The sequence below is a fragment of the Streptococcus cristatus genome (assembly GCF_003943505.1).
In the GTDB taxonomy this organism is placed as follows: Bacteria; Bacillota; Bacilli; order Lactobacillales; family Streptococcaceae; genus Streptococcus; species Streptococcus cristatus_E.
In genome coordinates this window covers 101,868-124,784 of sequence record NZ_RJPS01000004.1, presented here as the reverse complement: position 1 = coordinate 124,784, position 22,917 = coordinate 101,868, and the positions used below count along the sequence as shown (strand labels likewise).

Genomic DNA, 22,917 nt, shown 5'->3' with positions numbered 1-22,917 from the left:
CTTTATGATTGAATTGTACAAAATTAGACAAGGTGTACAAAAAATAGAATTTTCTGCTTGCCTTAATTTTTTTATTGTGTATAATCTATTATATCAAATTTTTAGACAACGTGTATAAAAAGGAGAAGAGATGTTCAAAGAATGGAAAGCGATCTTCAAAAAACCGAAGATTATTGTGGTCATGCTGGGGGTTGCCTTGATTCCAGCCTTGTATAATGTGATTTTTTTGAGTTCCATGTGGGATCCCTATGGCAAACTTTCTGATTTGCCAGTAGCGGTGGTCAATCAGGACCAGAAGGCGAGCCTGTATGGACAAGACCTGTCTATTGGGTCAGATATGGTCCAAGATATGAAGAAAAATGCAGCGCTGGATTTTCATTTTGTGGATGAGAGTCAGGCAGAGAAGGGACTGGAAAAGGGCGACTATTACATGGTGGTGACTCTTCCCAAGGATCTATCAGCCAATGCGGCTAGTATCTTGAGCAATCAGCCCAAGCAAGTCACGATTCACTATCAAACATCCAGTGGGCATAGTTTTATCGCTAGTAAAATGAGCGATTCTGCCATGACTTCGATGAAGCAGTCTGTCAGTCAGAAGATTACGAACAGCTATGTGACAAGCCTTTTTGCGAGTATGGATAAGCTAAAAGGTGGACTTGGAACAGCCGCAGATGGGACTGCTAAATTGGCCGAAGGCAGTCAGGAATTGGCAAATGGTAGCCAAAAGCTGTCTACTAACTTGGAAAGCCTAGCCCAGTCCAGCCTCACTTTCTCAGATGGAGCCACAGCGCTGTCAACTGGTCTGGTAGCATATACAAATGGAGTGGCTCAGATCAATGCTGGCTTGCCAACTTTTACTAGCAAGATGACGGAATATACAGATGGAGTTGGGCAGCTTTCAGCTGGTGCCAGTCAATTAACCGCTCAGTCAGAAACATTACTGAATGGAACCAACCAACTGACGGGCAATTCACAGGAATTAGTTGCTGGTGTGGAGCGACTAAATAGTGGTTTGGCAGAACTGCAATCATCTGTTAATAGTAGTGTTACTGCTAATCAAGAAAAGGTTGCTCAGTTGACGGCAGGTCTAGATCAGCTAAATACAGCTATTCAGAATGCCACATCAGGAACGAGTTTGCCAACGGAAACAATTGCGGCTTCTCTCACGACGATTGCGACCAATGCCCAGTCTTTGGCAAGTAGTGCACAAAGTGATCGGGCGGCAGCCGTAGCGGCTTTGGAAAGAACAGCTGCTTACCAAAAACTTTCTACCGATGAGCAAGAAGAACTAAAAGCAGCTCTAGCAGGCGGTACTGATTCTAGCAGTAGTGCAGCAGCAGCTATTGTACAGGAAGTCCAAGCTATCCAAACGAATCTGCAAGGTATGCAAACAGCCAGCAGTCAGGCAAGTCAGCTGTCGGCAGCAGCCAACCAAGTCCTGCCAGGTGCTTCAGCTATGATTAGTGGTCTTTATGGTGGCTTGGGTCAGGTAAATGAAGCTCTATCCTCTGCCAGCACTGGTTCAGCGACCCTTTCTCAAGGTATTACGGCTTATACAGGTGGCCTTTCTCAAGTAGCTCAGGGAGTAGCCGCTTATACTACAGGTGTCGATCAGCTTTCTCAAGGAGCGGCCAATCTAGCGAGCCATAATGACCAAGTGACTTCAGGAATCGGTCAAATCAGCTCAGGCCTCTCTCAATTACATGATAAATCATCTACTTTGGTCACAGGTATGCAAACATTATCTACGGGTGCCACTCAAATGACGGATGGTTCTCAGCAGTTAGCGACTGGTAGTCTCACTTTAACTAGTGGGCTGGGAGATTTATCAATCGGTGCTCAGACTCTAAATACAGGGTTGACGGGTGCCAAGGGTCAATTATCCGAGCTTTCAGTGACAGAGGACAATGCGGCTGCCTTGGCTGGCCCTGTCGAGCTGAAAAAGACAGATAAAGATCAGGTTGGTAAAAATGGTGTTGGTATGGCCCCCTACATGATTTCTGTTGCTCTTTTTGTAGCAGCGATTTCGACCAATGTTATTTTCGGCACGCTCCCTTCTGGTCAAGTTCCAGCTTCTCGCAAAGCTTGGCTCAAGGCTCGTCTGGAGGTCAATGGTTTGATTTCTGTTTTGGCTGGCATCTTGGTTTACGGAGCGGTTCATTTGATTGGTCTTGAGGCCAACTATGAATGGATGACGCTGGCCTTGACTGTTTTAGCCAGCATGGCCTTTATGGCAGTTGTGACGGCTCTAGTCACTTGGGATAGTAAGGTCGGGGCCTTTATCTCCTTAATCCTCTTACTCCTGCAACTGGCTTCCAGCGCTGGTACTTATCCGCTGCCCCTAACGGCAGAAATCTTCCAAAAGCTCAATCCAATCTTACCGATGAGCTATGCGGTGTCAGGACTGCGGGAAACGATCTCGATGAATGGTCAAATCGGTGGCCAACTAGCTTTCTTGACCGCGACTTTACTGCTTTTCATGGTCTTAGGCACAATGACCTATCGTCCTGATAAGAAGAAAATCATTTAAGATAGAGAAGAGGGCAGACTATTTTCTCTTCGAAAGGAATAACTTGGTTTTGTGAACAGAACCAAGTTTTTTTGTTTCACGTGAAACAGTCGTTAAACAGCAGAGAATGTTATTGTATAGATGTTCTCCACAAGTCTATTTTATTTGATATGAAAATAATAATGTTTTGTTTTCTTTAAGTTTTCTTTAGCCTTGCTTTAAGTTTTCATCCGTAAAATGGCTCTAGTTACAAGAAAGAGGAAAAACCCATGGCTAAAAAAACATTTAAAGACAAATTTCAACGATTTGAAACCAAATATATTATTTCCAAAGAAACTTTGGCTGATTTATTGACCGAATTTGAAGGCCATCTGGTGGAGGATGAGCATGCTTATTCGACCATTAATAATCTTTACTACGACACCCCGACCTATCAAATGATTCGTGAGTCCTTGGAAAAGCCGTATTTTAAAGAAAAATTGCGCGTGCGGACTTACGATGAACATCCGAAAGAAGACAGTCAAGTCTTTTTGGAAATCAAGAAAAAAGTGCGCAAGATTGTCTACAAACGCCGCATTTCGACAGATCTAGTCGCTGCAGAGGCTTACTTGGAGGGCGATCACAGTAAGATTGAAGATTGTCAGATTCGTGAGGAAATCGACTGGCTGAGTCAGCGCTATGGTGGTCTGCAGCCCATGATGTATATCTACTACAATCGTTATTCTATGAAGGGGATTGAGGATCCCAATGTTCGGATTACCATTGACCACGATTTGACCTACCGCAACTATGATTTGAGCCTCTTGCATGGCCATTATGGGGAAAATCTTCTAACAGATCATCATGTGATTATGGAAGTCAAGGTGCCAGGAGCCTATCCGCTCTGGCTGAGTGAGATTTTGGATCGCCATCAGGTCTTCCCAAGCTCCTTTTCCAAATACGGGGTTGCTTACAAGAAAACGACAGACTATAAAGGAGTTGTAAATCATGCTTAGTCACTTATTTTATGATATTTTTACCGATACGGCCGTAGATCCGACTATGATGATGCTGGCAATCGGAGTGTCCTTGCTTTTGGGTTTGGTCGTTGCCAAGGTTTACCAGTTTAAGACGGTTTACAGCAAATCCTTTGTGATGAGTTTGGCGCTTTTGCCGACCTTGATTGCAATTGTTATCTTCTTGGTCAATGGAAGTTTGGGAGCAGGGGTTGCTGTCATGGGGGCCTTCAGTTTGATTCGTTTCCGTTCCGCACCGGGAGGAGCCAAGGAGCTGGTGTCCATTTTCCTGGTCATGACAATCGGGATTGCTATCGGAATGGGCTATCTGGTCTTTGCGACCGTCTTTACCCTCATCATGTCGCTCGTCATGCTGCTGCTTGAGGTGGTTAATTTTGGGCAGATGAAGCATTCCATGCGCCAGCTGACTATCGTTATACCAGAAAGTTTGGACTATGAAAGCATTTTTGATGATATTTTCAACAAAGCTGTCAATCATGTTGAACTGGCCAATGTCAAAACCTCTGATATGGGAAGTTTGTTCAAGATTAAATACATCATTCAGCTGAATGGTCGAATGACCGAAAAAGAGCTCATCGATGCCTTGCGCACGCGCAATGGAAATCTAGAGATTGCCATAAGCCGCTATATTACGAAAGAAAATGAATTATAATATCTAGAAAGAGGCCAATCATGAAAACAGGCAAGAAAAAAATATTTCAGAAAATAAAACTAATGGTGCCCCTAGCGCTAATGAGCGTCACCTTGGGGGCTTGTAGTTTGACCAGCCAGTCCAGCACTAGTACGAGTGCTAGTACCACGACCATTCAAACGGCTACCAGTACGACAAAGACAGACACATCTAGCTATTTCACGGATCGTGATCAGGATGCTTCTTATGATGAGTCGACAGCGACCAAGATTAGCTTGAGCGGCTCCACAGCCAAGACATCTGGTGATGGAGCGAGCGTTTCTGGATCCACGGTGACCATTACGGCAGCTGGGACTTATGTCCTCTCTGGCAGCAGTGAAAATGTGCAGATTGTCGTCAAGGCTGGCGATCAAGACAAGGTACAAATCGTCTTGGATGGTGTGACTATGACAGGGACGGATGCAGCCATTGTGGTAGAAAATGCGGATAAAACCTTTATTACCCTAGCTGAAGGCAGTAAGAATAGCATTTCTGACTCAGCCAATCACACCAATACTGACTACGATGCAGCCATCTATAGTAAGGACGACTTGACTTTCAACGGCTCAGGCAGTCTGACCATCGAAGGAAAATACGGTAACGCGGTCGAGTCTAATGATGACCTGCGCATCACAGGCGGGACTTATACGATTAAAGGCTATAAGAATGGCTTGTCAGCCAATGATGCTATCAACATCAAGGAGGCTAGTCTGGATATTACCGCGACGGAGGATGCGATCCACGCTGATAATGATGAGGACACTTCGCTCGGAAATCTCTATATTCAGTCTGGGACCATTACGATTAATGCTGGCGATGACGGCATTCATGCCAGCAATGCAGCGGTGATTGACGGCGGAACGATCACAGTTAAGTCCAGTGTCGAAGCTTTAGAGGGAACAAATGTCACGATTAATGGTGGTACACTTGATCTTTATGCGACGGATGATGGGATCAATGCAGCTAGTACAGCGACTGGGGCTGAGATTTTCATCAAGATTACTGGTGGTGATATCAAGGTCGAGGTCGGTCAAGGCGATACAGACGCCCTTGACTCCAACGGCGATATCATCATGGCGGGTGGCAACTTAGCTATCACGTCCACTGTATCTGCCTTTGACTTTGACGGAACAGCCACCTATACGGGCGGGACCATCACGGTTAATGGGCAAAGCCGAACCGAAATCACAGCCGATGGCCCTGGTGGCGGCGGTGCCCCAGGCGGCCAAGGCGGAGGTTCCGGTGGACACTAAGCCCAATCATGACAGTTTAATGCAATAAAATCTAAATAGAGAAATCCCTCCTTCCAGCTGGAAGGAGGGATTCTTGTTTATTCATCAATTCTGATAGACATCTTCTCCGTATCCACGGTCACTTGAGCACCGATGGTAATGGTAAAGAGTGGCTGAGTATGGGCGAAGTCCAAGTCATAGAGGACGGGAATCGTCTTTAGAATTGGATGTTTATCCAAGATATAAAGGAGCAGCTCCTCTGTCATCTGGCATTCTTTTGGAAAGCGGCCGATGAGAAGAGCTTGCGGGTTAGGATAGGCCTGAAGGAGAGCGGCTAGATTGCGGTCAAACTCCACATAATCATCTTCCTCCGCCTCTTCAACAAAGAGGACATAGTTCTCATCTGTTGGGGCATAGGGTGTTCCACGCAGAAGTGAGAAGGTGGAGAGATTACCGCCGATAGCAGTGGCTTGGGCTTGTCCGTGATGATAAACTTTCCACTCTGTTTCATGGAAGGTCAGTGGGGCATCGGGCAGATACCAGGCATTGTCGCCCCATTTTTCACTAGGAGTCAATTCATAAGAAGTCTGGCTGACAGCCTTGAGCCAACTCTCGGTCTGATAGTCCTGCAGAGCATCCATCTTAAAGCTAGAGTAAGACGGTCCCATGTAGGTTTTCATGCCGGTCTTGCTATAGATAGCGTTGAGCAATGCTGTCGTGTCTGAGTAGCCGCAGAAAATCTTAGGATTTCTAGCAATCAATTCAAAGTCCAGATAGGGCAGGAGCTCATTGCAGTTAAAACCTCCGATGGTGGCCAGAATAGCATCAACGGAGTCATCTGAGAAGGCAGCATGAATGTCTGCCACCCGGCTTTCGATGGAGGCAGAACCTAACATATCATTTTCCAGATAATGCTCCGAAAAAGACACAGTAAATCCTAGCTTTTCCAAGCGCTCCTTGGCGGCTAGATTGGCCTCAAAGCCTCCAATGTGTTCGATTGACGACGAGGGGCTGACGACCCGAATATGCATACCAGGTGTGAGTTTTTTCATAGGAACCTCCTTGTGATAATTTTTTATAGAGTATCATAACACAAAGGCTATAGGAAGTAAAGGTAGGATTAGAGAATTTTTAGCAAGTCCGATAAGGAATTTATAGTAAAATCAGGTTCTTCTGACGGTGGTTGGATTGGACTATATGCACTAAATCCTTGTTTTATCCAAATAGTTTTCATGCCTAATGCCTTAGCTGGCACAATATCATTATCAAGTCTGTCACCAATCATAATAGCAGATGAAGCAGAACATGAAGCTTGTTCAAGGGCTAGTTGAAAAATTTTAGAACTAGGTTTGGAAAATCCACAGTCAGCTGATGAGATAATCAGGTCAATCCATTGTCTGATACCAAAGTTTTCTAACCGCTTTTCTAAGTTAGGTAGCTGATTAGCAATAACACCTATTTTATAGCGATTATGCAAAGTTTCTAAAACTATTTTTGCATCTGGATAAAGTATTTCTAGCTCAGAGTTCCATTTCGGACGTTTTAGACCAAACTCTTGTAATGCTATTAAATCTCCCTTTTGCCCCTTTTTAAATGATAGTAGCATCTGCTGATAAAATGCATCATAAGTGATATTTGTTCCTGCAATTGCTTGTTCAATTCTATCTTGATAAGCTTTCTCTTCATTGATTAAAGTAGAACCAATATCAAAAAATATCCATTTATAATTTGTCATTCGAAACACCTCTCTATCTTATTTTACCATTTTGACCATAAAAAACGGAACCAATCAGGCTCCGTTCCATTTTTAATGACTAATCTCAATGCTGCCGGTGCTGGTGCTGGCGGTCAGCTTGGCTTGAGCCTGTTCATTGGTATGAATGACCCGATCGCCTATGAAGTCCTCTTGGTCGTGGCTCGTTTGCATATCCTTGGGCAGTTCAATGTCACCTAGGTCTGTTTGCAGGTCCAGTGAGATCGCTTTGTAGGTCTCTTCAGTGAGATGGAGAGCGATGGAGCCATTGTCGCTGGACATGTTGATATTGCCCTTGAGGGTCAGATTATCGCTATGAATACTCCCGTTGGCGAGACTGATTTGCGTATCGGTCAGGCTGGTTTGGACTAGCTCTATGCTACCATTAGCACTTTCAATGCTACCGCTCTCAATCTGGCTGTGACTGAGTTCGATTGAACCATTGCTGAGATCGGCTTTTAATTTTTTGATTGTCAGGTCATTGATTGATAGGCTGCCATTAGCTAAACTGGCCTTGACCTGCTCCAAGTTCCTTCCTTTAGGTAGGCTTAGAGTGATTTGTTGAGTCCTTTCAAAATCTCCATTTATCAAGCCCAGTAGAGAGCGTAGACCGCTGTTAATGTTGATAAAAAAGCTGGATTCCTTAATGTATAAACTACCGTTTTCGGCCTTAGTACTGATTTTTTCAGTTGTCTTGCCGTCTCCTTGATAATAGGTCAAATGAACCTTATCATCGGGCGATTCTTCAATAATAACCGAGCGGTTGCTCAGCTCTAGATTTAAGGAATGGATATTGCCATAGGTTTCTTCTTGCTTGGCCATCTTGGTGTTAGCGACTGAGCTCTTCACCAGATCCTGCAGACCACCACTAGCTAGACCGACCAATATCAGGCCTACTCCTAGCAGACAGGCAGCAATAGCAAAGCGGAATATGGTTTTTCTTACTTTAGACATGACGGCCTCCTTTTCGTGCCAAGGCTTGAGCGAGTTTGACAAAACTCAGTTTGATAAAGCGAAGGATAGGGCCAGTGCTGAGATAGAAGAGTCCAGCCAGTCCCAAGGCTAAGAGGCTCATTCCCAAACTGAGGGCAAAAGCAGGAAGAGAAGTGCTCATGCCGAGAGTCAGGCTGTCCCAAATCAGACTCGCCCCTATGGCAAACATAGCAAAAGCAAAGACGGCCATAACAAAAGCAAAGACACTGATGAGGAGGAAGAAAGTAAAAATCAAAGTCAAGGCCAAAATTAATAGAGGAATTGCTAGTGGAGCCGCCAAGATGGACAGAATAGCAATCTGGACGATCTGCTTGCTGTTTTTGACAGAGCCAGCTTCTTGGCTGTCTTCCTCTATTTTCTTGTCCAAAAGATTGATGATAATCTCGTGAGCGGCTTCTTTTGGACTGCCCAGCTCGGCCATAGCCGCTGCCTCGCCTTCTGGACCGACCTCGTCAAAATACTCGGTGAAGTAGTCCATGGCTTCTTGATAGTCTTTTGCTGGCAACTTTTTCAAATAGTGATCTAGTTGGGCTAGATATTCAGTTCTTGTCATGGCGAATGCTCCCTTCGATAATGCCCTTAATCATGCTGGTATAAAGCTCCCATTCCTTTTTGAGGCTGACCAGTTGTTTCTGACCCGTTGGGGTCAGAGAGTAATATTTTCGTTTTCGACCTTGATATTCCTGAGAGTAAGTCTCTAAATACTGACTCTTTTCCAATTTTTTCAGGATAGGATAAAGCGTGGACTCCTTGATATCTGCAATGAGCTTGATGGTCTGGCTAATCTCGTAGCCGTAGGAATCTTCTTTATCTAAAATTGCTAAAATCAGAAATTCTATCAGGGTAGAAGATGTAGGGAAATACATGTACTACCTCCTATATATAAAAATATTATATATAAACTTTCTACATATAGAATATCCTCTTTCGAGCTAAAAGTCAAGTAATATATAGAAATTTTACTTATAGATTTTGAAAAGGATTTCACCCTTGAAAGATAAGGGAAGTAACTCTTTTTCTATTTATTTCCTTACAAGAACTTTACACAATTGATAGCTTTTATATTGAAATCTTTCTCTATAAAATGGTAAAATAATCTATGTCTATCTAAAAAAAGATAAGAGTGATTGAAATGACGAAATATAAGACGATTTATAAGTTTGTAGGGCAGACATTGCTATACTTTGTAATTTTCGTAGCCCTGCTTTATTTCTTTAGTTATCTTGGTCAAGGTCAAGGTGGCTTTATCTACAATGAATTTTAATGTAAGAGAGTACTATACACATGTCAAATATAGCAATTACAGATATGATTGAAGCGATTGAGCACTTTGCTCAGACGCAGCCAGATTTCCCTGTCTACAATGTCCTCGGACAAGTTCATACTTACGGGGATCTAAAGGCCGACTCCGATGCACTGGCAGCCAAGATTGATAGCTTGGGGCTGGCTCCCAAGTCACCCGTCGTGGTCTACGGTGGTCAGGAGTATGAAATGCTGGCTACTTTTGTGGCCTTGACCAAGGCAGGTCATGCCTATATTCCTATTGATAGTCATTCAGCCTTGGAGCGCGTGACGGCTATCGTGGAAGTAGCTGAGCCAAGCTTGATTATCGCCATTGCGGATTTTCCGCTGGCGGATACAGATGCAGCCATTCTCAGTCTGGATCAGGTTCGAGCGGCTTACGCAGAGAAGACTGCCTATGAGATGAGTCATCCAGTCAAGGGCGATGATAATTACTACATCATCTTTACTTCTGGTACGACTGGTAAACCTAAAGGTGTGCAAATCTCTCATGATAACCTGCTTAGCTTTACCAACTGGATGATTACAGACAAGGAATTTGCGACACCGAGCCGTCCGCAAATGCTGGCGCAACCGCCTTATTCTTTTGACTTGTCAGTTATGTACTGGGCACCGACTTTGGCACTAGGAGGCACTCTCTATGCCCTACCGTCTAGTCTGACTCAGGACTTCAAACAGTTATTTGAAGCGATTCTTAGCCTGCCTGTAGCAATCTGGACTTCTACACCGTCATTTGCGGATATGGCCATGCTTTCGGAAGATTTTAACAGCCAAAAGATGCCAGGCATTACGCATTTTTACTTTGACGGAGAAGAGCTGACGGTCAAGACAGCTCAGAAATTGCGGGAGCGTTTTCCTGAGGCTCGTATTATCAATGCCTATGGTCCGACTGAGGCAACGGTGGCTTTGTCTGCAGTTGCCATCACGGATGAGATGCTAGCGACCCTCAAGCGCTTGCCAATCGGCTATACCAAGGAGGATTCACCAACCTTTGTCATCGATGAAAATGGGCAAAAATTGCCGAATGGTCAGCAGGGTGAAATCATTGTCTGCGGACCAGCTGTATCTAAGGGTTACCTCAACAATCCTGAAAAGACAGCTGAAGCCTTCTTTGAATTTGAAGGGCTACCAGCCTATCATACAGGCGATGTGGGGACGATGACTGATGAAGGTCTCTTGCTCTACGGCGGTCGTATGGACTTCCAGATTAAGTTTAACGGCTATCGCATCGAGCTAGAGGACGTATCTCAAAACCTCAACAAATCCAAGTATATCGAGGCGGCAGTAGCAGTGCCACGTTATAATAAGGACCACAAGGTTCAAAACTTATTGGCCTACGTTATTTTGAAAGACGGTGTTGCAGAGCAATTTGACCGCGAAATCGATATTACCAAGGCTATCAAAGAGGATCTACAGGATATCATGATGTCTTATATGATGCCATCGAAGTTCCTCTATCGGGAATCTCTGCCTCTAACACCAAACGGCAAGATTGATATCAAGGGGCTGATTAGTGAGGTCAACAAGTCATGATGGATTTCTTGAAACAGCTTCCTCACCTGGAGCCTTACGGAGACCCACAGTATTTTCTTTATCTTATCTTGGCTGTTTTGCCAATCTTTATCGGACTTTTCTTTAAGAAACGCTTCCCAGTCTACGAAGCCTTAGTCAGCTTGGCCTTTATTGTCTTGATGCTGACGGGCCCTAGTCTGGCGCAGCTCTATGCCCTGCTCTTTTATGTCGTCTGGCAGACGGTCTGGGTTTATTCTTATAAATTCTACCGCAAAAAGCGGGACAGCAAGTGGATATTTTATTTGCATACAGCATTGGCGGTTCTGCCCTTATTCTGGGTTAAGGTCGAGCCAGCTATCAGTGGCCATCAATCACTCTTTGGCTTTCTGGGAATTTCCTATCTGACCTTCCGCTCAGTTGGGATGATTATTGAGCTGAGGGATGGTGTGCTGACTGATTTCAGTCTTTGGGAATTCCTCCGCTTTATGCTCTTTATGCCCACTTTTTCGAGTGGTCCCATTGATCGTTTTAAGCGTTTCAATGAAAATTATCTCCAAATTCCAGAGCGCGATGAGCTTCTAGATATGCTGGAGCAGTCGGTCAAGTATATCATGCTGGGCTTTCTCTATAAGTTTGTCCTAGCTCATATCTTTGGCCACATGATTTTAGGGCATGTCAAGACCTATGCTCTCTATACTGGCGGTTTCTTCAATCTGGGAACGCTAGGCGTCATGTATGTCTTTGGTCTGGATCTCTTCTTTGACTTTGCCGGTTATTCGATGTTTGCGGTGGCCATTTCCAATCTCATGGGCATCAAGAGCCCTATCAACTTTGACAAACCTTTTGTTTCACGCGATTTGAAGGAATTCTGGAATCGCTGGCACATGAGCCTGTCCTTCTGGTTCCGTGACTTTGTCTTTATGCGCCTGGTCATGGTGCTCATGCGCAACAAGGTCTTTAAAAACCGCAATACGACTTCCAGTGTGGCCTATCTGATCAATATGTTGGTCATGGGCTTCTGGCATGGTGTGACCTGGTACTATATCGCCTATGGTCTTTTCCACGGTCTGGGCTTGGTGGTCAATGACGCTTGGCTACGTAAGAAAAAGACCATCAATAAAGAGCGTAAAAGCAAGGGATTACCAGCCCTGCCTGACAACAAGTGGACCCAAGCGCTGGGGGTTGTTATCACCTTCCATGTTGTCATGTTCTCATTCTTGATCTTCTCAGGATTTTTGAATGACCTTTGGTTTAAAAAATAAAATGTAAACGAGGAAACTATAATGGATGTAAAAGCAGAAGTAATTGAAATTATTGACGAATTATTTATGGAAGATGTTTCGGACATGATGGACGAGGACTTGTTTGATGCTGGCGTTTTGGACAGTATGGGAACGGTGGAGCTGATTGTTGAGCTGGAGAACCGTTTTGATATCCGCGTGCCAGTGTCAGAATTTGGCCGCGATGACTGGAATACAGCCAATAAAATCGTTGAAGGCGTAACGGAGCTTCGTAATGCTTAAACGACTCTGGCTGATTCTGGGGCCAGTCTTCTGCGCCTTGGTCATGGTCGCCCTGCTCTTTTTCTTCTATCCGCTTGAGAAAAAGCATGATGTGGAAACAGAGAAGCGGGCAGCTGTGACCCTTACAGCAGAAACGTTCAAAAGCCGTAGCAAAAAAATGACGGCCCTGACAGATCAAGATACCCGTTTTGTGCCCTACTTTGGCTCCAGCGAATGGCTGCGTTTTGACAGTATGCACCCAGCTGTTTTGGCTGAGAAGTATGACCGCAATTACCGACCTTATTTTCTAGGGCAGCGGGGGGCAGCTTCTCTCAACCAATATTTTGGAATGCAGCAGATGACCTCTGAGCTGGAAAATAAGACGGCTGTCTATGTCGTTTCTCCCCAATGGTTTACCAAAAAGGGCTATGATGCGGCGGCTTTTCAGCAGTATTTCAATAGCGATCAGCTAGCTGGTTTTCTTAGCTGGCAGGACGGTGGTGTAGGCGCTCAGTATGCAGCCCAGCGGCTTTTGCAGCTCTATCCCAACATTGCTATGGGGGATATTGTCAGGAAAGTGGCTGATGGAAGCCAACTGACTTCTTTTGAGCAGCAGTATATCAACACTATGAGCCGGATTTATCAGCGGGAGGATGCATTTTTCAGTACATTTGCTGCTGGTAATAATGGCAACTATGACACGAAGATTTTACCTCAGCTTTCCCGTCTTCCGGATGAATTCTCCTATGAAGAATTGGAAAAACTGGCTACGGCAGATGCTGTCAAGCAGACCAATAACAATGATTTAGGCATCGATAATGACTTTTATAAGAAGCGTTTGGCTAGAAAAATCAAGAAGTTCAAAGGATTCCAATCCAAGCAGTCTTACGAAAAGTCTCCTGAGTACAATGATTTGCAGCTAGTTTTGGAACAATTTGCCAAATCCCATACCAATGTTATCTTTGTCATTCCACCGGTCAATGCCAAATGGATGGCCTATACTGGGTTGAGTGAAGAGATGTATCAGCGGACAGTTGAGAAGATTAAGTTCCAGCTGGAGAGTCAAGGCTTTACAAATATTGCAGACTTTTCTAAGGACGGCGACAAGCCTTACTTTATGCAGGACACAATCCACATGGGCTGGAATGGCTGGCTGGCCTTCGACAAGGCTGTCGATCCTTTTGTGTCTAATCCTCAACCTGCTCCGAATTATCAGATCAATGAAAAATTCTTCAGTAAGGAGTGGGCTAATTACACGGGTAACTACGAGGAATTTGTCAAATAAGAATGCAAGCTGGAAGGAGAAGACATGATTCGCTTGGCGGAAATGCAAGATGTCCCAGCAATTTTAGCAATTTTTGAGCAGGCTAGGGAGTTTATGCGGGCAAATGGGAATCCAAATCAGTGGACGACTTCCTATCCAAATCGTCAGTTAGTAGAGGAAGATATTCGGGCAGGTCACAGCTATGTCTTTGAAGAGGCTGGGCAAATTGTTGGAACTTTTGCGTTCATCATCGGACCAGATCCAACTTACCAAGAGATTGAAGGTGCTTGGCATTTTTCAGAGCCTTACGGTACAATCCATCGTATCGCTTCAAATGGACAAGTCAAGGGTCTGGCTTACCAGTGTTTTGACTTTTGTTTGCAGCAAATTTCCTATCTCCGCATTGATACGCATGAGGATAACCATCCGATGCAGGCAGCCATTCGCCGCTACGGTTTTAGCCAATGTGGCACGATTTATTTGCCAGATGGCAGCCCTCGCCTTGCCTATGATTACCATCAATAAAAAAATCTGCTCAAGGGCAGATTTTTTGCTGATCTCCAAGAAAAAGCTACTGGCTGACCAAGAAACTTGGCAACAAAAAACTCCTGATGGAGAATCAGAAGTTTTATAGAATCTTATCAAATTTTTCTATGTAAAAGAGGCTCATAGTCATGATGACGGTCAGTCCGAGGAGGATGAGGATGGCTGGTGTCCAAGAGTGGAACAAATCAAAGCTGTAGCCAAAGAGGCTCGGGCCGAAGGCGGCTAGGATGTATCCTCCAGTTTGAGCCAGTCCAGATAGTTGAGCCGTTTGCGCAGGCGTAGAGGTCTTGAGGGAGAAGGTCACCATGAGATAGGGGAAGAGGGCACTGACAGACATACCAATGAGGAGATTAAGAATCAGCCAGTAAGCAAAGGCATCTGTCCGAATCAAGAGCATGGCAATACCAATCAGGCCTGCTGCGGAAACCAAGCTAATCATGACCAGACGTTGACGAGCTTTCAAGCGCGCTGTCAAGCTAGGAATTGTCATTGAAAAGGGCAGGCTAATCAGAGAAAAGACCGCTGCTAGTAGTCCGGTCGTATCAGTAGAAAGGCCAGCTTGCTGCCCCAAGGTTGGCAACCAAGTCATGCTAGTATAAAAGAGTAGTGACTGTAAGCCACCAAATAAAATCAAGGCCCAGACTCTTGGATTTTTTAGAAGAGATCCGTGCTCTTGCTTTCCTTGCTGTTTACTAGCCAAGCGATGGCTATATTTGACATTGGGCAACCAAACCAGGAGAATCACAAAGCAAATCAGGGTTGATATCCAAATGAGACCTTGCCAAGAGCTCATTTGAACGATGGGAACAGCCAAAGCAGACAGAATCGTAATCGACAGCCCCATTGATGTGATATAAAGAGTTGTCAAAAGGCCGACACGATGTGGCTGATTGGCCTGAATCAAGCTCGGAAGAAGGACGTTTAAGACAGCAATAGCCGCTCCTAAAATAATAGTCCCCGTATAGAGTAAGGGAAGATTAAACACGCGAATCAGTGAGCCTAGAGTTAGCACGAGTAAAACAAGAGCAAACAGTTTTTCCAAGCTCATCTTTTGCGCCAAGCGCGGATCAAAGACCGAGCAGAGGGCAAACATGATCAAGGGCAGGCTAGTCAAGAGGCCTAGGGAACTAACTGGGACCTGTAGCCCCTCTGCAATATCTGTCAGAACGATAGGCAAAACAGTAAAAGGAGCCCGTAGTGCTATCCCGATCATCACTATACCTGGAATTAAAAATGGTGAGTGTTCTTTTTTCATAAATAGTCAATCTCCTTTCGCACATCAAGGAACGATTATACCATATCTTTTTAGAAAATGATAGGTGAATTGCGGCTTAGTCCATCAAGTCCAGAAAATAGTGGGAAATCGTGCCTTCGTCAACCGGATTTCGTTGCTGCAGCCACCAGCTGACCGTCTCCACAAAAGTTGACGTCACATAATTTTTTAAAAAGTTGTCCGGCAGATGGCTTTTTTTCTGCAATAATGTCTGCTGGATCATGGGAAAGAGATAGTGTTCCAACTCGATTTTCAGGCGGTTGATGAAGTAAGTATTTTTAGCCAAGAGAAGGGTGGCTATCCGATCCTGATTTTTCCGAAAGTGATGGAAAATATGGGCTGTCGCTTCAAATAAATCGCGTCCTTCAGAGCGCTCGATAAAGGTATGCTGAAAGAGATCTTGGCAGAGTTCCTCCAGCAGGGTTTCTTTGGTCTCAAAGTGGCTATAGAAGGTGGAGCGGCCTACATCTGCCAGATCAATGATTTCCTGAACGGTGATGCTTTCGTAGCTTTTCTGATTGAGCAGGCTGATAAAGGCTTGGTAAATGGCTGCGCGTGATTTTTTTACTCGTCTATCCATGGAAATTCCGTACAAAAAGAGTTTTTTGTCTGCTAAGAGACAAAGGGCATGAACTGGCTCTTGTTTCCTTTCTAGTAATAGGAGATAATATAATTGAACAGAGTGTTCGGTATTGATTAGATTATACCATAAATAGTATTCGTTTAAGCAAATATATAAGGAGGTTGTGATGAAATCCAGTAAAAATATGACAATCGCTTTTCTCTTGAACTTTTCTTTTGCTATTATTGAGTTTATCTTTGGGCTTCTCTTTCATTCTAGCGCCGTCTTAGCGGATGCGGTTCATGATACGGGAGATGCTTTGGCTATTGGTCTATCGACTCTTTTTGAAAAGATTTCCACAAAAAAAGAAGACCGAGAATATACCTTGGGTTATAAGCGTTACAGCTTGCTGGGGGCCCTCTTGACCTCAGTGATTTTGCTGGTCGGTTCGACCTTGGTAATCGTGGAAAATGTCCCTAAACTATTTGCCCCTGAGAAGGTGAATTATGATGGCATGTTGATTTTGGGGATTGTCGCCATCGTCGTCAATACAGTAGCCAGCCGAGTGGTCAGTCATGGGCATAGCCACAATGAATCCATTCTCAGCCTGCATTTTCTTGAGGATATTTTGGGCTGGCTAGCGGTTATCCTCGTATCCCTCATTTTGCGCTTCACCGATTGGTATTTCCTAGATCCGCTGCTTTCTCTTGTCATCGCAGGCTTTATTCTCAGTAAGGCTCTGCCAAAGTTTTGGGAAAATATCCAGATTTTCCTAGACCATGTGCCCAGTGATGTGGACCTCGGTCAGCTTTATCAGGAATTAGCAGAGCTGGAAAATGTGCGAGCCATCACCCAGCTCAATGTCTGGACGACGGATGGCTTGGAAAAATTTGCCATGCTTCATATCTGTTTGGAAAATCCCAATTTGCTGGCTGAAACGCAGATTTTCCTACGCCAAAAGCTTTTATCTTATGGCATTTCCAAAGTGACCATTCAGACCGATGAAAGCTTGCAAGAGCACCAAGAATGTTGTATTGGTAAAGAATAAGCCAGCTCCCCAGAGAAATTCTGGGGCTTTTGTTTGCGGAAATAAAAGATTTTCCCAAACAGCACATAAGTGCTTGTCTTTTATTCTTGTATGTGATATATTTATAACATAAAGGTGTTAAATATTTCTAACACTACGAAAGGAGTCTATCATGAAAAAAAGTCAAAAAATGGGAGGCCTCATTTTGATAGTTGCCACCGCTCTCTTTATTGATTTTACTGTTTTCCTTGCTCCCAGCAATCTCAGCTGGTCAGCCAAGTGGATGATTGTCGGTTTGGTAAGTATAGGTCAGCTTATAAGCATCTGGTCTTGGTTTCACATGAAACCATGGCCTAAGAGGATGAAAGAAGTTCAAGAAAAGCAGGTCTATGATCTGACCATGAAATTTTATAATCTGTTGAATCTTACGGCAACCTCTATCTATACTGTCGGAATCTGGTTGTGGACTCCGAGCACCAATCCGCCCATTATAAAGCACATTGCTTTGGGAAGCCTCCTCGCTATCCAGTTTCTCTTTCTTCTGTTTTTTGCCTTGAAAAAAGTCAAAGAAAGAGCAGACGAGCGCTTTTATGCCAATCTGGCAAAAGCAGCGACTTTGATGTTTGCCGTCTGTATAGCAATTTTACTGGTGCTTGCAGGGATTAGTGCTAATATAGGATCCATCACAGTCAATGTCGTAATATTTTTCATCATGATTGGTGTCTTAGTTTTGCTCTTTGGTTTTGTCTTCTTTTTATTTGAAAAGAGAGGTTAAAAATGGCCAAGGAAAGCAATATTATCACCAATCTCAAATCTGTCCGCGAATCCAGAGGCATGACCCAGCAGGAGTTAGCTGACCGCATTGGAATGCGGCGCGAAACGATCTTGCATTTGGAAAATAATCGCTACAATCCCTCGCTAGAGATGGCTTTAAAAATCGCTCAGGTTTTTGATTTGCGGGTGGAAGAACTCTTTCAATTAAAGGACACAGGAGGACAATCATGAAGACGGTTTTTGACTACCAAAGGGAAGGTGAAAAAGGAGAGATTCGCCGCTTTGTCCTGCTATCTATGTCGCCTAGACGCAAGGAATTGCTGAGCTTTTTGAATCCAGAGATTCAGGCTGTAGAAGTGGACGAGCGAGCTATTGAAGAGCATTGCATGGCAACCATCGATGATCAGGACTTTCTGACCAAGGCAGCCAAGATTTGTTGCGAGATTTCCAAGGCCAAGTCCGATTTGGACTTGGAAGCTGAAACCCTTTATATTTCGGCTGATACCATCGTCGTAGTGGATGATCAGATTTACAATAAACCACAGGATTTAGCTGAAGCCAGTCGGATGTTTCGCTCTTACTTTGGCAAGAGCCACCATGTAGTGACTTCGGTCTGTCTACGTATGCAGGGTTTTCTAGAAGTCTTTTACACCTTGGCGCAGGTGGACTTTGTGGATTATTACCCAGAATTAGAGCCTGTCATCGAGGCCTATCTGCATGAGAAGCGTCCCCTGGATAAGGCGGGTGCTTACGGCTTTCAGGAGCTGGATCCTCGCTTTATCCGCTCAATTACAGGCGATATGCACACCATCATCGGCCTGCCTGTCGCTGAGACCAGCTATCGGATTTTTAGAGATAGCAAAGGAAAAGATTAGGTTTTTGATTTCTATTCTAAAACATCAAAAATCTCCCCACAAGTGATTATTTACTTTCTCGGGGAGATTTTTCTATGTTTTGAGCTTGGGACTGGATCCTAGATATTTACATCGCTCCAGCTAAATGGTGTGTAGCCAAGTAACTCAATACCGTCAATTTCAACGGATTTAATAATTTCTTGAACGTTGTCTTGAATGTTTTTAGCTAATTGCGGGTGGTCAGAGACCTCAGAACAAGTCTCAATGACCAAGAGAGGCTTGTGGTAGCGCTCGTATAGCTCAGACATGGCAATGCGAAGAAGGACAGGTTGTGCAAGACAAGTTTCTACATTTTTGCGGACATATTTGTTGATAAACAAATCTTGGATATTCTCTGCCGCATAATGTGAGAAAGCAACAAAGTCTACGATGCCTTCTCTTAAGGCGAAGACATCTTCTTCCGTAATGCCCAGATCCAGCTGATTTCGCTCAATGTAGCGAAGGAAGTGGTTTGGATAGTGGCCCTTGGTCTGCACATCTGTAAAAATGTAGTTTTTACGTCTGTTCAGCTCATGGCCCAAGGCATCGGTAGCTGAGTGATTTTCTTGGTGGGAATCACTATTGATGGTAATCAGACTACCGAATTGGAAGGTTGGATTGATGGTTTGGCCGAGCTTAACCACATTTGCAGATGCGATTAGCTGATGATGAGCAGCCAGCCAAATTTGTTGCTCTTGGTTTTCCGTGCTGTCAAAGTGTAGCCCAGCGCCTAAGAATGGCAAATAAGATAGAGCGCTCATTTCTTTAAAGGTAATCCAGTAAGTGACTTTTTCTTTAAAGTGGGTCAAAACGGCTTCGCAATACTTTTCATATAGGGCAATCATTTGACGACTTTTCCATGCGCCGTATTTTTCATACAAATGAAGCGGGAAGTCAAAATGAGACAGGCTCACAATTGGTTCGATGTCATTTTCGAGCAGTGCATCGATAATTGACTCATAGAAGGCAAGGACCTTAGCATCGGGTCTCCGCTCTTCTCCAGTCGGGAAGAGACGAGTCCATGAAAAGGATAGCTGGTAGGTATTGAAGCCCATTGTTTTAATTTTTTCAATATCTGCCAGATAATCCTGTTTACTATAGCCTTGTTTGAATAAATCGTAGGCTCCTAGGGGAATTGTTCGATAGTCAACTGTTCCGTCCATGACAGAGAGACGATAGTCTTCACCATACTGGGGCAGGATGTCGGTGATTCCTAGACTTTTACCATTACTTGATAGAATATTTCTAATCATATTAGTTCCTTTCAGTATTCATTCGCTGCTTGTTCTGAGCTTATTTTTTATGTCTCTTAGTAATCATGGCCAAGGTTGATAGATTCTGTGTGACAGTAGTGAACTCAGAAGCCATGCTTTGCGATTGATATACGGCAGCAGACAGACTGATCGAATGGGCTCTCTCTGCACTGATTGATTGTTCAATGATCATTCTTTGTGATTGCGATTCAGCGATAGATAGACTGATTGAACGCTCTCTTTCCACGCTCATTGATTGCTCAATAGCGATACTTTGTGATTGTGATTCAGCAACAGACAGGCTACGTGACTGTTCTTGCTCTAAGCTGATAGACTGCTCGATGATCTTACTTTGGGCTTCAGATTGGGCAAGGTAAATGCTGAATGAATGATCCTGTTCGACGCTGATTGATTGTTCAACGGCTCTGCTGAGGATTTTAGATTCTGCAGTAGATAAACTAAATGATTGTTCTTGCTCCAAGCTGGTAGACTGCTCAATAGTATCTCTTTTCGCTCTAGATTCCGCAGCTGCCAAACTGTATGAATATTCCTGTTCCAGATTGCGAGATTGTTCCACCGCCGCATGCTGTGATTGCGATTCTGCGATAGACAGACTGCGTGACTGTTCTTGTTCCAAGCTGATAGACTGCTCTACGGCCACGCTTTTCGCTTGGGATTCCGCCATAGACAGGTTAGTAGATACTTCGTTTTCTAGGCTGATAGACTGTTCAATAGCGGTGCTTTGAATTTCATTTTCAGTAATAGATAGACTTAGCGATGCCTCGTTTTCAGCACTGATAGACTGTTCAATTGCCCGACTTAAGGCTTCGGATTCCGCTACAGATAGGCTGATAGACGCTTCATTTTCCGCGCTAATTGATAATTCGATCGCTTGACTTAGTGCTTCAGACTCTACGATAGATAAGCTCGTAGACACTTCGTTTTCTGTCATAATAGACTGTTCAATAGCTCTATCTAAGACTTGGGATTCTTCAACAGACAAGCTTGTAGATGCTTCGTTCTCTGCACTAATTGATTCTTCAATAGCGATGCTTTGAGACACAGAATCAGCTATCGACAAGCTGCTAGACGCTTCCAATTCTGCGATAATGGATTCCTGAATCGCGATGCTTTGAGACACAGACTCGGCTACGGACAAGCTTGTAGATGCTTCGTTCTCTGCACTAATTGATTCTTCAATAGCGATGCTTTGAGACACAGACTCAGCTATCGACAAGCTGTTAGACGCTTCGATTTCTGCACTGATTGATTCTTGAATCGCGATGCTTTGAGATACAGATTCAGCGATAGAAAGGCTCAGAGAAACTTCCGTTTCCGCGCTGATAGATTCTTGGATGGCAACGCTCTGAGAAATAGACTCTGCCACGGACAAGCTGATAGACGCTTCGATTTCCGCACTGATTGATTCTTGGATAGCAACGCTTTGCGAAATAGACTCAGCAGTAGACAAGCTGGTAGACGCTTCGATTTCCGCGCTGATGGATTCTTGAATGGCAATGCTTTGCGAAACTGACTCCGCCACGGACAAGCTAGTAGACGCTTCGATTTCCGCACTGATCGATTCTTGGATAGCAATGCTTTGCGCCACAGACTCAGCTACAGATAAGCTGGTAGATGCTTCGAATTCCGCGCTGATAGATTCTTGGATAGCAATGCTTTGCGAAATAGACTCGGCCACGGACAAGCTGTTAGACGCTTCGAATTCCGCGCTGATCGATTCTTGAATCGCGATACTTTGAGACACAGACTCAGCTACAGATAAGCTGTTAGACGCTTCGAATTCCGCGCTGATGGATTCTTGGATAGCAATGCTTTGAGAAACGGACTCTGCTATAGATAAGCTGGTAGATGCTTCGAATTCCGCGCTGATCGATTCTTGGATGGCAATGCTTTGCGCCACAGACTCAGCAATAGACAAGCTGTTAGACGCTTCGATTTCTGCGCTGATTGATTCTTGGATCGCGATGCTTTGAGAAACGGACTCTGCTATAGATAAGCTGGTAGATGCTTCGAATTCCGCGCTGATCGATTCTTGGATGGCAACGCTCTGAGAAATAGACTCAGCCACGGATAAACTCTTAGACGCTTCGATTTCTGCACTGATCGATTCTTGAATCGCGATGCTTTGAGACACAGATTCAGCCACGGACAAGCTCAGTGATACTTCGTTGTCCGCACTGAGAGACTCTTCAGCGGCCATGCTTTGAGATACTGACTCAAAAATTGATAAGCTAAGCGACGCTCTATTTTCTTCAAGGATTGATTGCTCGAAGGCATGACTTTGCGCAATTGACAAGCTAACAGAAGTATCCGTTTCCTTGCTGTCAGATTGCCCAACTTCCAAACTTTGTGTTTGTGATTCGGTTACTTCTAAACTACGAGAAGCCTTTTTACTTTCTATACTTAATGATAGAGATATTGAATCAGCAGTGCTCTTCAAGCCCCTCTTTTTCATAGAATCTGAAGAAATGCTTGTCTCAGCAGATTCTGTCGTGCTGGCTGCCTGGCTTTTCGCTGCCATTTTTTCCTGCTCCAGACTAGCTTCACTTTCTACAGCTGGAGATTCGTCTACTTCTTCTCCACCGATATTCATAACATCCAAGCGGTCGTAGTATTGGATCGACTCCAAAGCTTTCTCAATGAGGAAATTTTCTCTATCTTCTGGGTTCACATTGACTTGTGGGTTACTTCCTTCATTGTTATGAACCGCAGAAGTGGATGATTCGTCCTCTTCACCTTTTATAAGACGCTTAAAGCCACCTAAAAAATTACGAAACATACCTTTGTTCTCTTCATTATTTGGCATGGACATACT

General features: G+C 44.3%; 23 protein-coding genes. 14 read left to right on the top strand and 9 right to left on the bottom strand.

The genetic code is table 11. The annotated features are described in order from the left end of the window. Nucleotides 1-130: 130 nt before the first annotated feature. The 4 genes from D8792_RS05090 (at nt 131) to D8792_RS05075 (ending at nt 5,448) form a co-directional block, all read left to right on the top strand. Complete coding sequence (locus tag D8792_RS05090) at nt 131-2,530, top strand: YhgE/Pip domain-containing protein (protein WP_125373163.1); 2,400 nt, start codon at nt 131-133, stop codon at nt 2,528-2,530. 248 nt (nt 2,531-2,778) lie between these two features. Then, nucleotides 2,779-3,504 (top strand): polyphosphate polymerase domain-containing protein, encoded by a 726-nt coding sequence (locus D8792_RS05085; protein WP_125373162.1) that lies wholly within the window; start codon nt 2,779-2,781, stop codon nt 3,502-3,504. After that, complete coding sequence (locus tag D8792_RS05080; protein WP_125373161.1) at nt 3,497-4,177, top strand: DUF4956 domain-containing protein; 681 nt, start codon at nt 3,497-3,499, stop codon at nt 4,175-4,177. The genes D8792_RS05085 and D8792_RS05080 overlap by 8 nt, the downstream gene beginning before the upstream one ends. A gap of 20 nt (nt 4,178-4,197) precedes the next feature. Beyond that, the gene (locus D8792_RS05075) at nt 4,198-5,448 is read left to right on the top strand and encodes a carbohydrate-binding domain-containing protein (RefSeq protein ID WP_125373160.1); all 1,251 of its coding nucleotides are present in this window, start codon (nt 4,198-4,200) and stop codon (nt 5,446-5,448) included. 77 nt (nt 5,449-5,525) lie between these two features. Here the strand turns inward: D8792_RS05075 and D8792_RS05070 are convergent, their stop codons facing one another. The 5 genes from D8792_RS05070 to D8792_RS05050 all read right to left on the bottom strand — a co-directional run bounded on the left by D8792_RS05070 (nt 5,526) and on the right by D8792_RS05050 (nt 9,039). Continuing rightward, the gene (locus D8792_RS05070) at nt 5,526-6,479 is read right to left on the bottom strand and encodes a S66 family peptidase (RefSeq protein WP_125373159.1); all 954 of its coding nucleotides are present in this window, start codon (nt 6,477-6,479) and stop codon (nt 5,526-5,528) included. 68 nt (nt 6,480-6,547) lie between these two features. Beyond that, nucleotides 6,548-7,162, bottom strand: a complete 615-nt coding sequence (locus D8792_RS05065; protein ID WP_125373158.1) for an HAD family hydrolase — start codon at nt 7,160-7,162, stop codon at nt 6,548-6,550. Nucleotides 7,163-7,234: 72 nt separating this feature from the next. Further along, nucleotides 7,235-8,134 (bottom strand): DUF4097 family beta strand repeat-containing protein, encoded by a 900-nt coding sequence (locus D8792_RS05060; RefSeq protein WP_125373157.1) that lies wholly within the window; start codon nt 8,132-8,134, stop codon nt 7,235-7,237. Beyond that, nucleotides 8,127-8,726 (bottom strand): DUF1700 domain-containing protein, encoded by a 600-nt coding sequence (locus tag D8792_RS05055; RefSeq protein WP_125373156.1) that lies wholly within the window; start codon nt 8,724-8,726, stop codon nt 8,127-8,129. Before D8792_RS05055 ends, D8792_RS05060 begins: the two co-directional genes overlap by 8 nt. Beyond that, nucleotides 8,713-9,039, bottom strand: coding sequence for a PadR family transcriptional regulator (locus D8792_RS05050; protein ID WP_125373155.1), 327 nt, complete (start codon nt 9,037-9,039; stop codon nt 8,713-8,715). Before D8792_RS05050 ends, D8792_RS05055 begins: the two co-directional genes overlap by 14 nt. Before the next feature lie 266 nt (nt 9,040-9,305). On the opposite strand from D8792_RS05050, the gene D8792_RS05045 reads away from it, so the two are divergent. From D8792_RS05045 to D8792_RS05020, 6 genes are read left to right on the top strand one after another with little or no spacing between them, the layout of a single operon-like run. Beyond that, nucleotides 9,306-9,437 carry a teichoic acid D-Ala incorporation-associated protein DltX gene (locus tag D8792_RS05045; RefSeq protein ID WP_005591428.1) on the top strand — a complete coding sequence of 44 codons (132 nt, stop codon included), beginning with the start codon at nt 9,306-9,308 and terminating at the stop codon, nt 9,435-9,437. 20 nt (nt 9,438-9,457) lie between these two features. Then, a complete protein-coding gene (dltA, locus tag D8792_RS05040; RefSeq protein ID WP_125373154.1) occupies nt 9,458-11,008 on the top strand; it encodes a D-alanine--poly(phosphoribitol) ligase subunit DltA in 1,551 nt (516 codons plus the stop codon). Then, nucleotides 11,005-12,249, top strand: coding sequence for a D-alanyl-lipoteichoic acid biosynthesis protein DltB (gene dltB, locus D8792_RS05035; protein ID WP_125373153.1), 1,245 nt, complete (start codon nt 11,005-11,007; stop codon nt 12,247-12,249). The genes dltA and dltB overlap by 4 nt, the downstream gene beginning before the upstream one ends. A gap of 21 nt (nt 12,250-12,270) precedes the next feature. Then, entirely contained in the window at nt 12,271-12,510 is a 240-nt protein-coding gene (gene dltC, locus D8792_RS05030; protein ID WP_005591431.1) for a D-alanine--poly(phosphoribitol) ligase subunit DltC, read from the top strand. Continuing rightward, nucleotides 12,503-13,774 (top strand): D-alanyl-lipoteichoic acid biosynthesis protein DltD, encoded by a 1,272-nt coding sequence (gene dltD / locus D8792_RS05025; RefSeq protein ID WP_125373152.1) that lies wholly within the window; start codon nt 12,503-12,505, stop codon nt 13,772-13,774. Before dltC ends, dltD begins: the two co-directional genes overlap by 8 nt. 24 nt (nt 13,775-13,798) lie before the next feature. Further along, complete coding sequence (locus D8792_RS05020; RefSeq protein ID WP_125373151.1) at nt 13,799-14,278, top strand: GNAT family N-acetyltransferase; 480 nt, start codon at nt 13,799-13,801, stop codon at nt 14,276-14,278. A gap of 103 nt (nt 14,279-14,381) precedes the next feature. On the opposite strand, the gene D8792_RS05015 is transcribed toward D8792_RS05020, so the two are convergent. Continuing rightward, the gene (locus tag D8792_RS05015; RefSeq protein ID WP_125373150.1) at nt 14,382-15,554 is read right to left on the bottom strand and encodes a CynX/NimT family MFS transporter; all 1,173 of its coding nucleotides are present in this window, start codon (nt 15,552-15,554) and stop codon (nt 14,382-14,384) included. 76 nt (nt 15,555-15,630) lie between these two features. Continuing rightward, on the bottom strand, nt 15,631-16,152 hold the full coding sequence (locus D8792_RS05010; RefSeq protein ID WP_125373149.1) for a TetR/AcrR family transcriptional regulator: 522 nt from the start codon (nt 16,150-16,152) through the stop codon (nt 15,631-15,633). Between the two features lie 169 nt (nt 16,153-16,321). Here D8792_RS05010 and D8792_RS05005 point away from each other — a divergent pair, with 169 nt between their 5' ends. The 4 genes from D8792_RS05005 to D8792_RS04990 all read left to right on the top strand — a co-directional run bounded on the left by D8792_RS05005 (nt 16,322) and on the right by D8792_RS04990 (nt 18,810). Beyond that, nucleotides 16,322-17,182, top strand: coding sequence for a cation diffusion facilitator family transporter (locus D8792_RS05005; protein ID WP_125373148.1), 861 nt, complete (start codon nt 16,322-16,324; stop codon nt 17,180-17,182). Nucleotides 17,183-17,333: 151 nt separating this feature from the next. Next, complete coding sequence (locus D8792_RS05000; RefSeq protein ID WP_125373147.1) at nt 17,334-17,936, top strand: DUF3796 domain-containing protein; 603 nt, start codon at nt 17,334-17,336, stop codon at nt 17,934-17,936. A 2-nt stretch (nt 17,937-17,938) separates the two neighbouring features. Beyond that, complete coding sequence (locus tag D8792_RS04995; RefSeq protein ID WP_125373146.1) at nt 17,939-18,166, top strand: helix-turn-helix transcriptional regulator; 228 nt, start codon at nt 17,939-17,941, stop codon at nt 18,164-18,166. Continuing rightward, nucleotides 18,163-18,810: a Maf family protein gene (locus tag D8792_RS04990; protein ID WP_125373145.1), complete on the top strand. Its 648-nt coding sequence runs from the start codon at nt 18,163-18,165 to the stop codon at nt 18,808-18,810. Before D8792_RS04995 ends, D8792_RS04990 begins: the two co-directional genes overlap by 4 nt. Nucleotides 18,811-18,908: 98 nt before the next feature. Here D8792_RS04990 and D8792_RS04985 read toward each other — a convergent pair whose 3' ends face one another. Both D8792_RS04985 and D8792_RS04980 read right to left on the bottom strand, forming a co-directional pair. Further along, the gene (locus D8792_RS04985; protein WP_125373144.1) at nt 18,909-20,081 is read right to left on the bottom strand and encodes a family 1 glycosylhydrolase; all 1,173 of its coding nucleotides are present in this window, start codon (nt 20,079-20,081) and stop codon (nt 18,909-18,911) included. A 40-nt stretch (nt 20,082-20,121) separates the two neighbouring features. Beyond that, entirely contained in the window at nt 20,122-22,908 is a 2,787-nt protein-coding gene (locus D8792_RS04980) for a hypothetical protein (protein ID WP_125373143.1), read from the bottom strand. Between the last annotated feature and the right edge of the window lie 9 nt (nt 22,909-22,917).

Excerpts from the sequence above, each read along its gene's own strand:
- D8792_RS05090 (WP_125373163.1), top strand. The coding sequence starts at position 131 with ATGTTCAAAGAATGGAAAGCGATCTTCAAAAAACCGAAGATTATTGTG.
- D8792_RS05085 (WP_125373162.1), top strand. The coding sequence starts at position 2,779 with ATGGCTAAAAAAACATTTAAAGACAAATTTCAACGATTTGAAACCAAA.
- D8792_RS05080 (WP_125373161.1), top strand. The coding sequence starts at position 3,497 with ATGCTTAGTCACTTATTTTATGATATTTTTACCGATACGGCCGTAGAT.
- D8792_RS05075 (WP_125373160.1), top strand. The coding sequence starts at position 4,198 with ATGAAAACAGGCAAGAAAAAAATATTTCAGAAAATAAAACTAATGGTG.
- D8792_RS05070 (WP_125373159.1), bottom strand. The coding sequence starts at position 6,479 with ATGAAAAAACTCACACCTGGTATGCATATTCGGGTCGTCAGCCCCTCG.
- D8792_RS05065 (WP_125373158.1), bottom strand. The coding sequence starts at position 7,162 with ATGACAAATTATAAATGGATATTTTTTGATATTGGTTCTACTTTAATC.
- D8792_RS05060 (WP_125373157.1), bottom strand. The coding sequence starts at position 8,134 with ATGTCTAAAGTAAGAAAAACCATATTCCGCTTTGCTATTGCTGCCTGT.
- D8792_RS05055 (WP_125373156.1), bottom strand. The coding sequence starts at position 8,726 with ATGACAAGAACTGAATATCTAGCCCAACTAGATCACTATTTGAAAAAG.
- D8792_RS05050 (WP_125373155.1), bottom strand. The coding sequence starts at position 9,039 with ATGTATTTCCCTACATCTTCTACCCTGATAGAATTTCTGATTTTAGCA.
- D8792_RS05045 (WP_005591428.1), top strand. The coding sequence starts at position 9,306 with ATGACGAAATATAAGACGATTTATAAGTTTGTAGGGCAGACATTGCTA.
- dltA (WP_125373154.1), top strand. The coding sequence starts at position 9,458 with ATGTCAAATATAGCAATTACAGATATGATTGAAGCGATTGAGCACTTT.
- dltB (WP_125373153.1), top strand. The coding sequence starts at position 11,005 with ATGATGGATTTCTTGAAACAGCTTCCTCACCTGGAGCCTTACGGAGAC.
- dltC (WP_005591431.1), top strand. The coding sequence starts at position 12,271 with ATGGATGTAAAAGCAGAAGTAATTGAAATTATTGACGAATTATTTATG.
- dltD (WP_125373152.1), top strand. The coding sequence starts at position 12,503 with ATGCTTAAACGACTCTGGCTGATTCTGGGGCCAGTCTTCTGCGCCTTG.
- D8792_RS05020 (WP_125373151.1), top strand. The coding sequence starts at position 13,799 with ATGATTCGCTTGGCGGAAATGCAAGATGTCCCAGCAATTTTAGCAATT.
- D8792_RS05015 (WP_125373150.1), bottom strand. The coding sequence starts at position 15,554 with ATGAAAAAAGAACACTCACCATTTTTAATTCCAGGTATAGTGATGATC.
- D8792_RS05010 (WP_125373149.1), bottom strand. The coding sequence starts at position 16,152 with ATGGATAGACGAGTAAAAAAATCACGCGCAGCCATTTACCAAGCCTTT.
- D8792_RS05005 (WP_125373148.1), top strand. The coding sequence starts at position 16,322 with ATGAAATCCAGTAAAAATATGACAATCGCTTTTCTCTTGAACTTTTCT.
- D8792_RS05000 (WP_125373147.1), top strand. The coding sequence starts at position 17,334 with ATGAAAAAAAGTCAAAAAATGGGAGGCCTCATTTTGATAGTTGCCACC.
- D8792_RS04995 (WP_125373146.1), top strand. The coding sequence starts at position 17,939 with ATGGCCAAGGAAAGCAATATTATCACCAATCTCAAATCTGTCCGCGAA.
- D8792_RS04990 (WP_125373145.1), top strand. The coding sequence starts at position 18,163 with ATGAAGACGGTTTTTGACTACCAAAGGGAAGGTGAAAAAGGAGAGATT.
- D8792_RS04985 (WP_125373144.1), bottom strand. The coding sequence starts at position 20,081 with ATGATTAGAAATATTCTATCAAGTAATGGTAAAAGTCTAGGAATCACC.
- D8792_RS04980 (WP_125373143.1), bottom strand. The coding sequence starts at position 22,908 with ATGCCAAATAATGAAGAGAACAAAGGTATGTTTCGTAATTTTTTAGGT.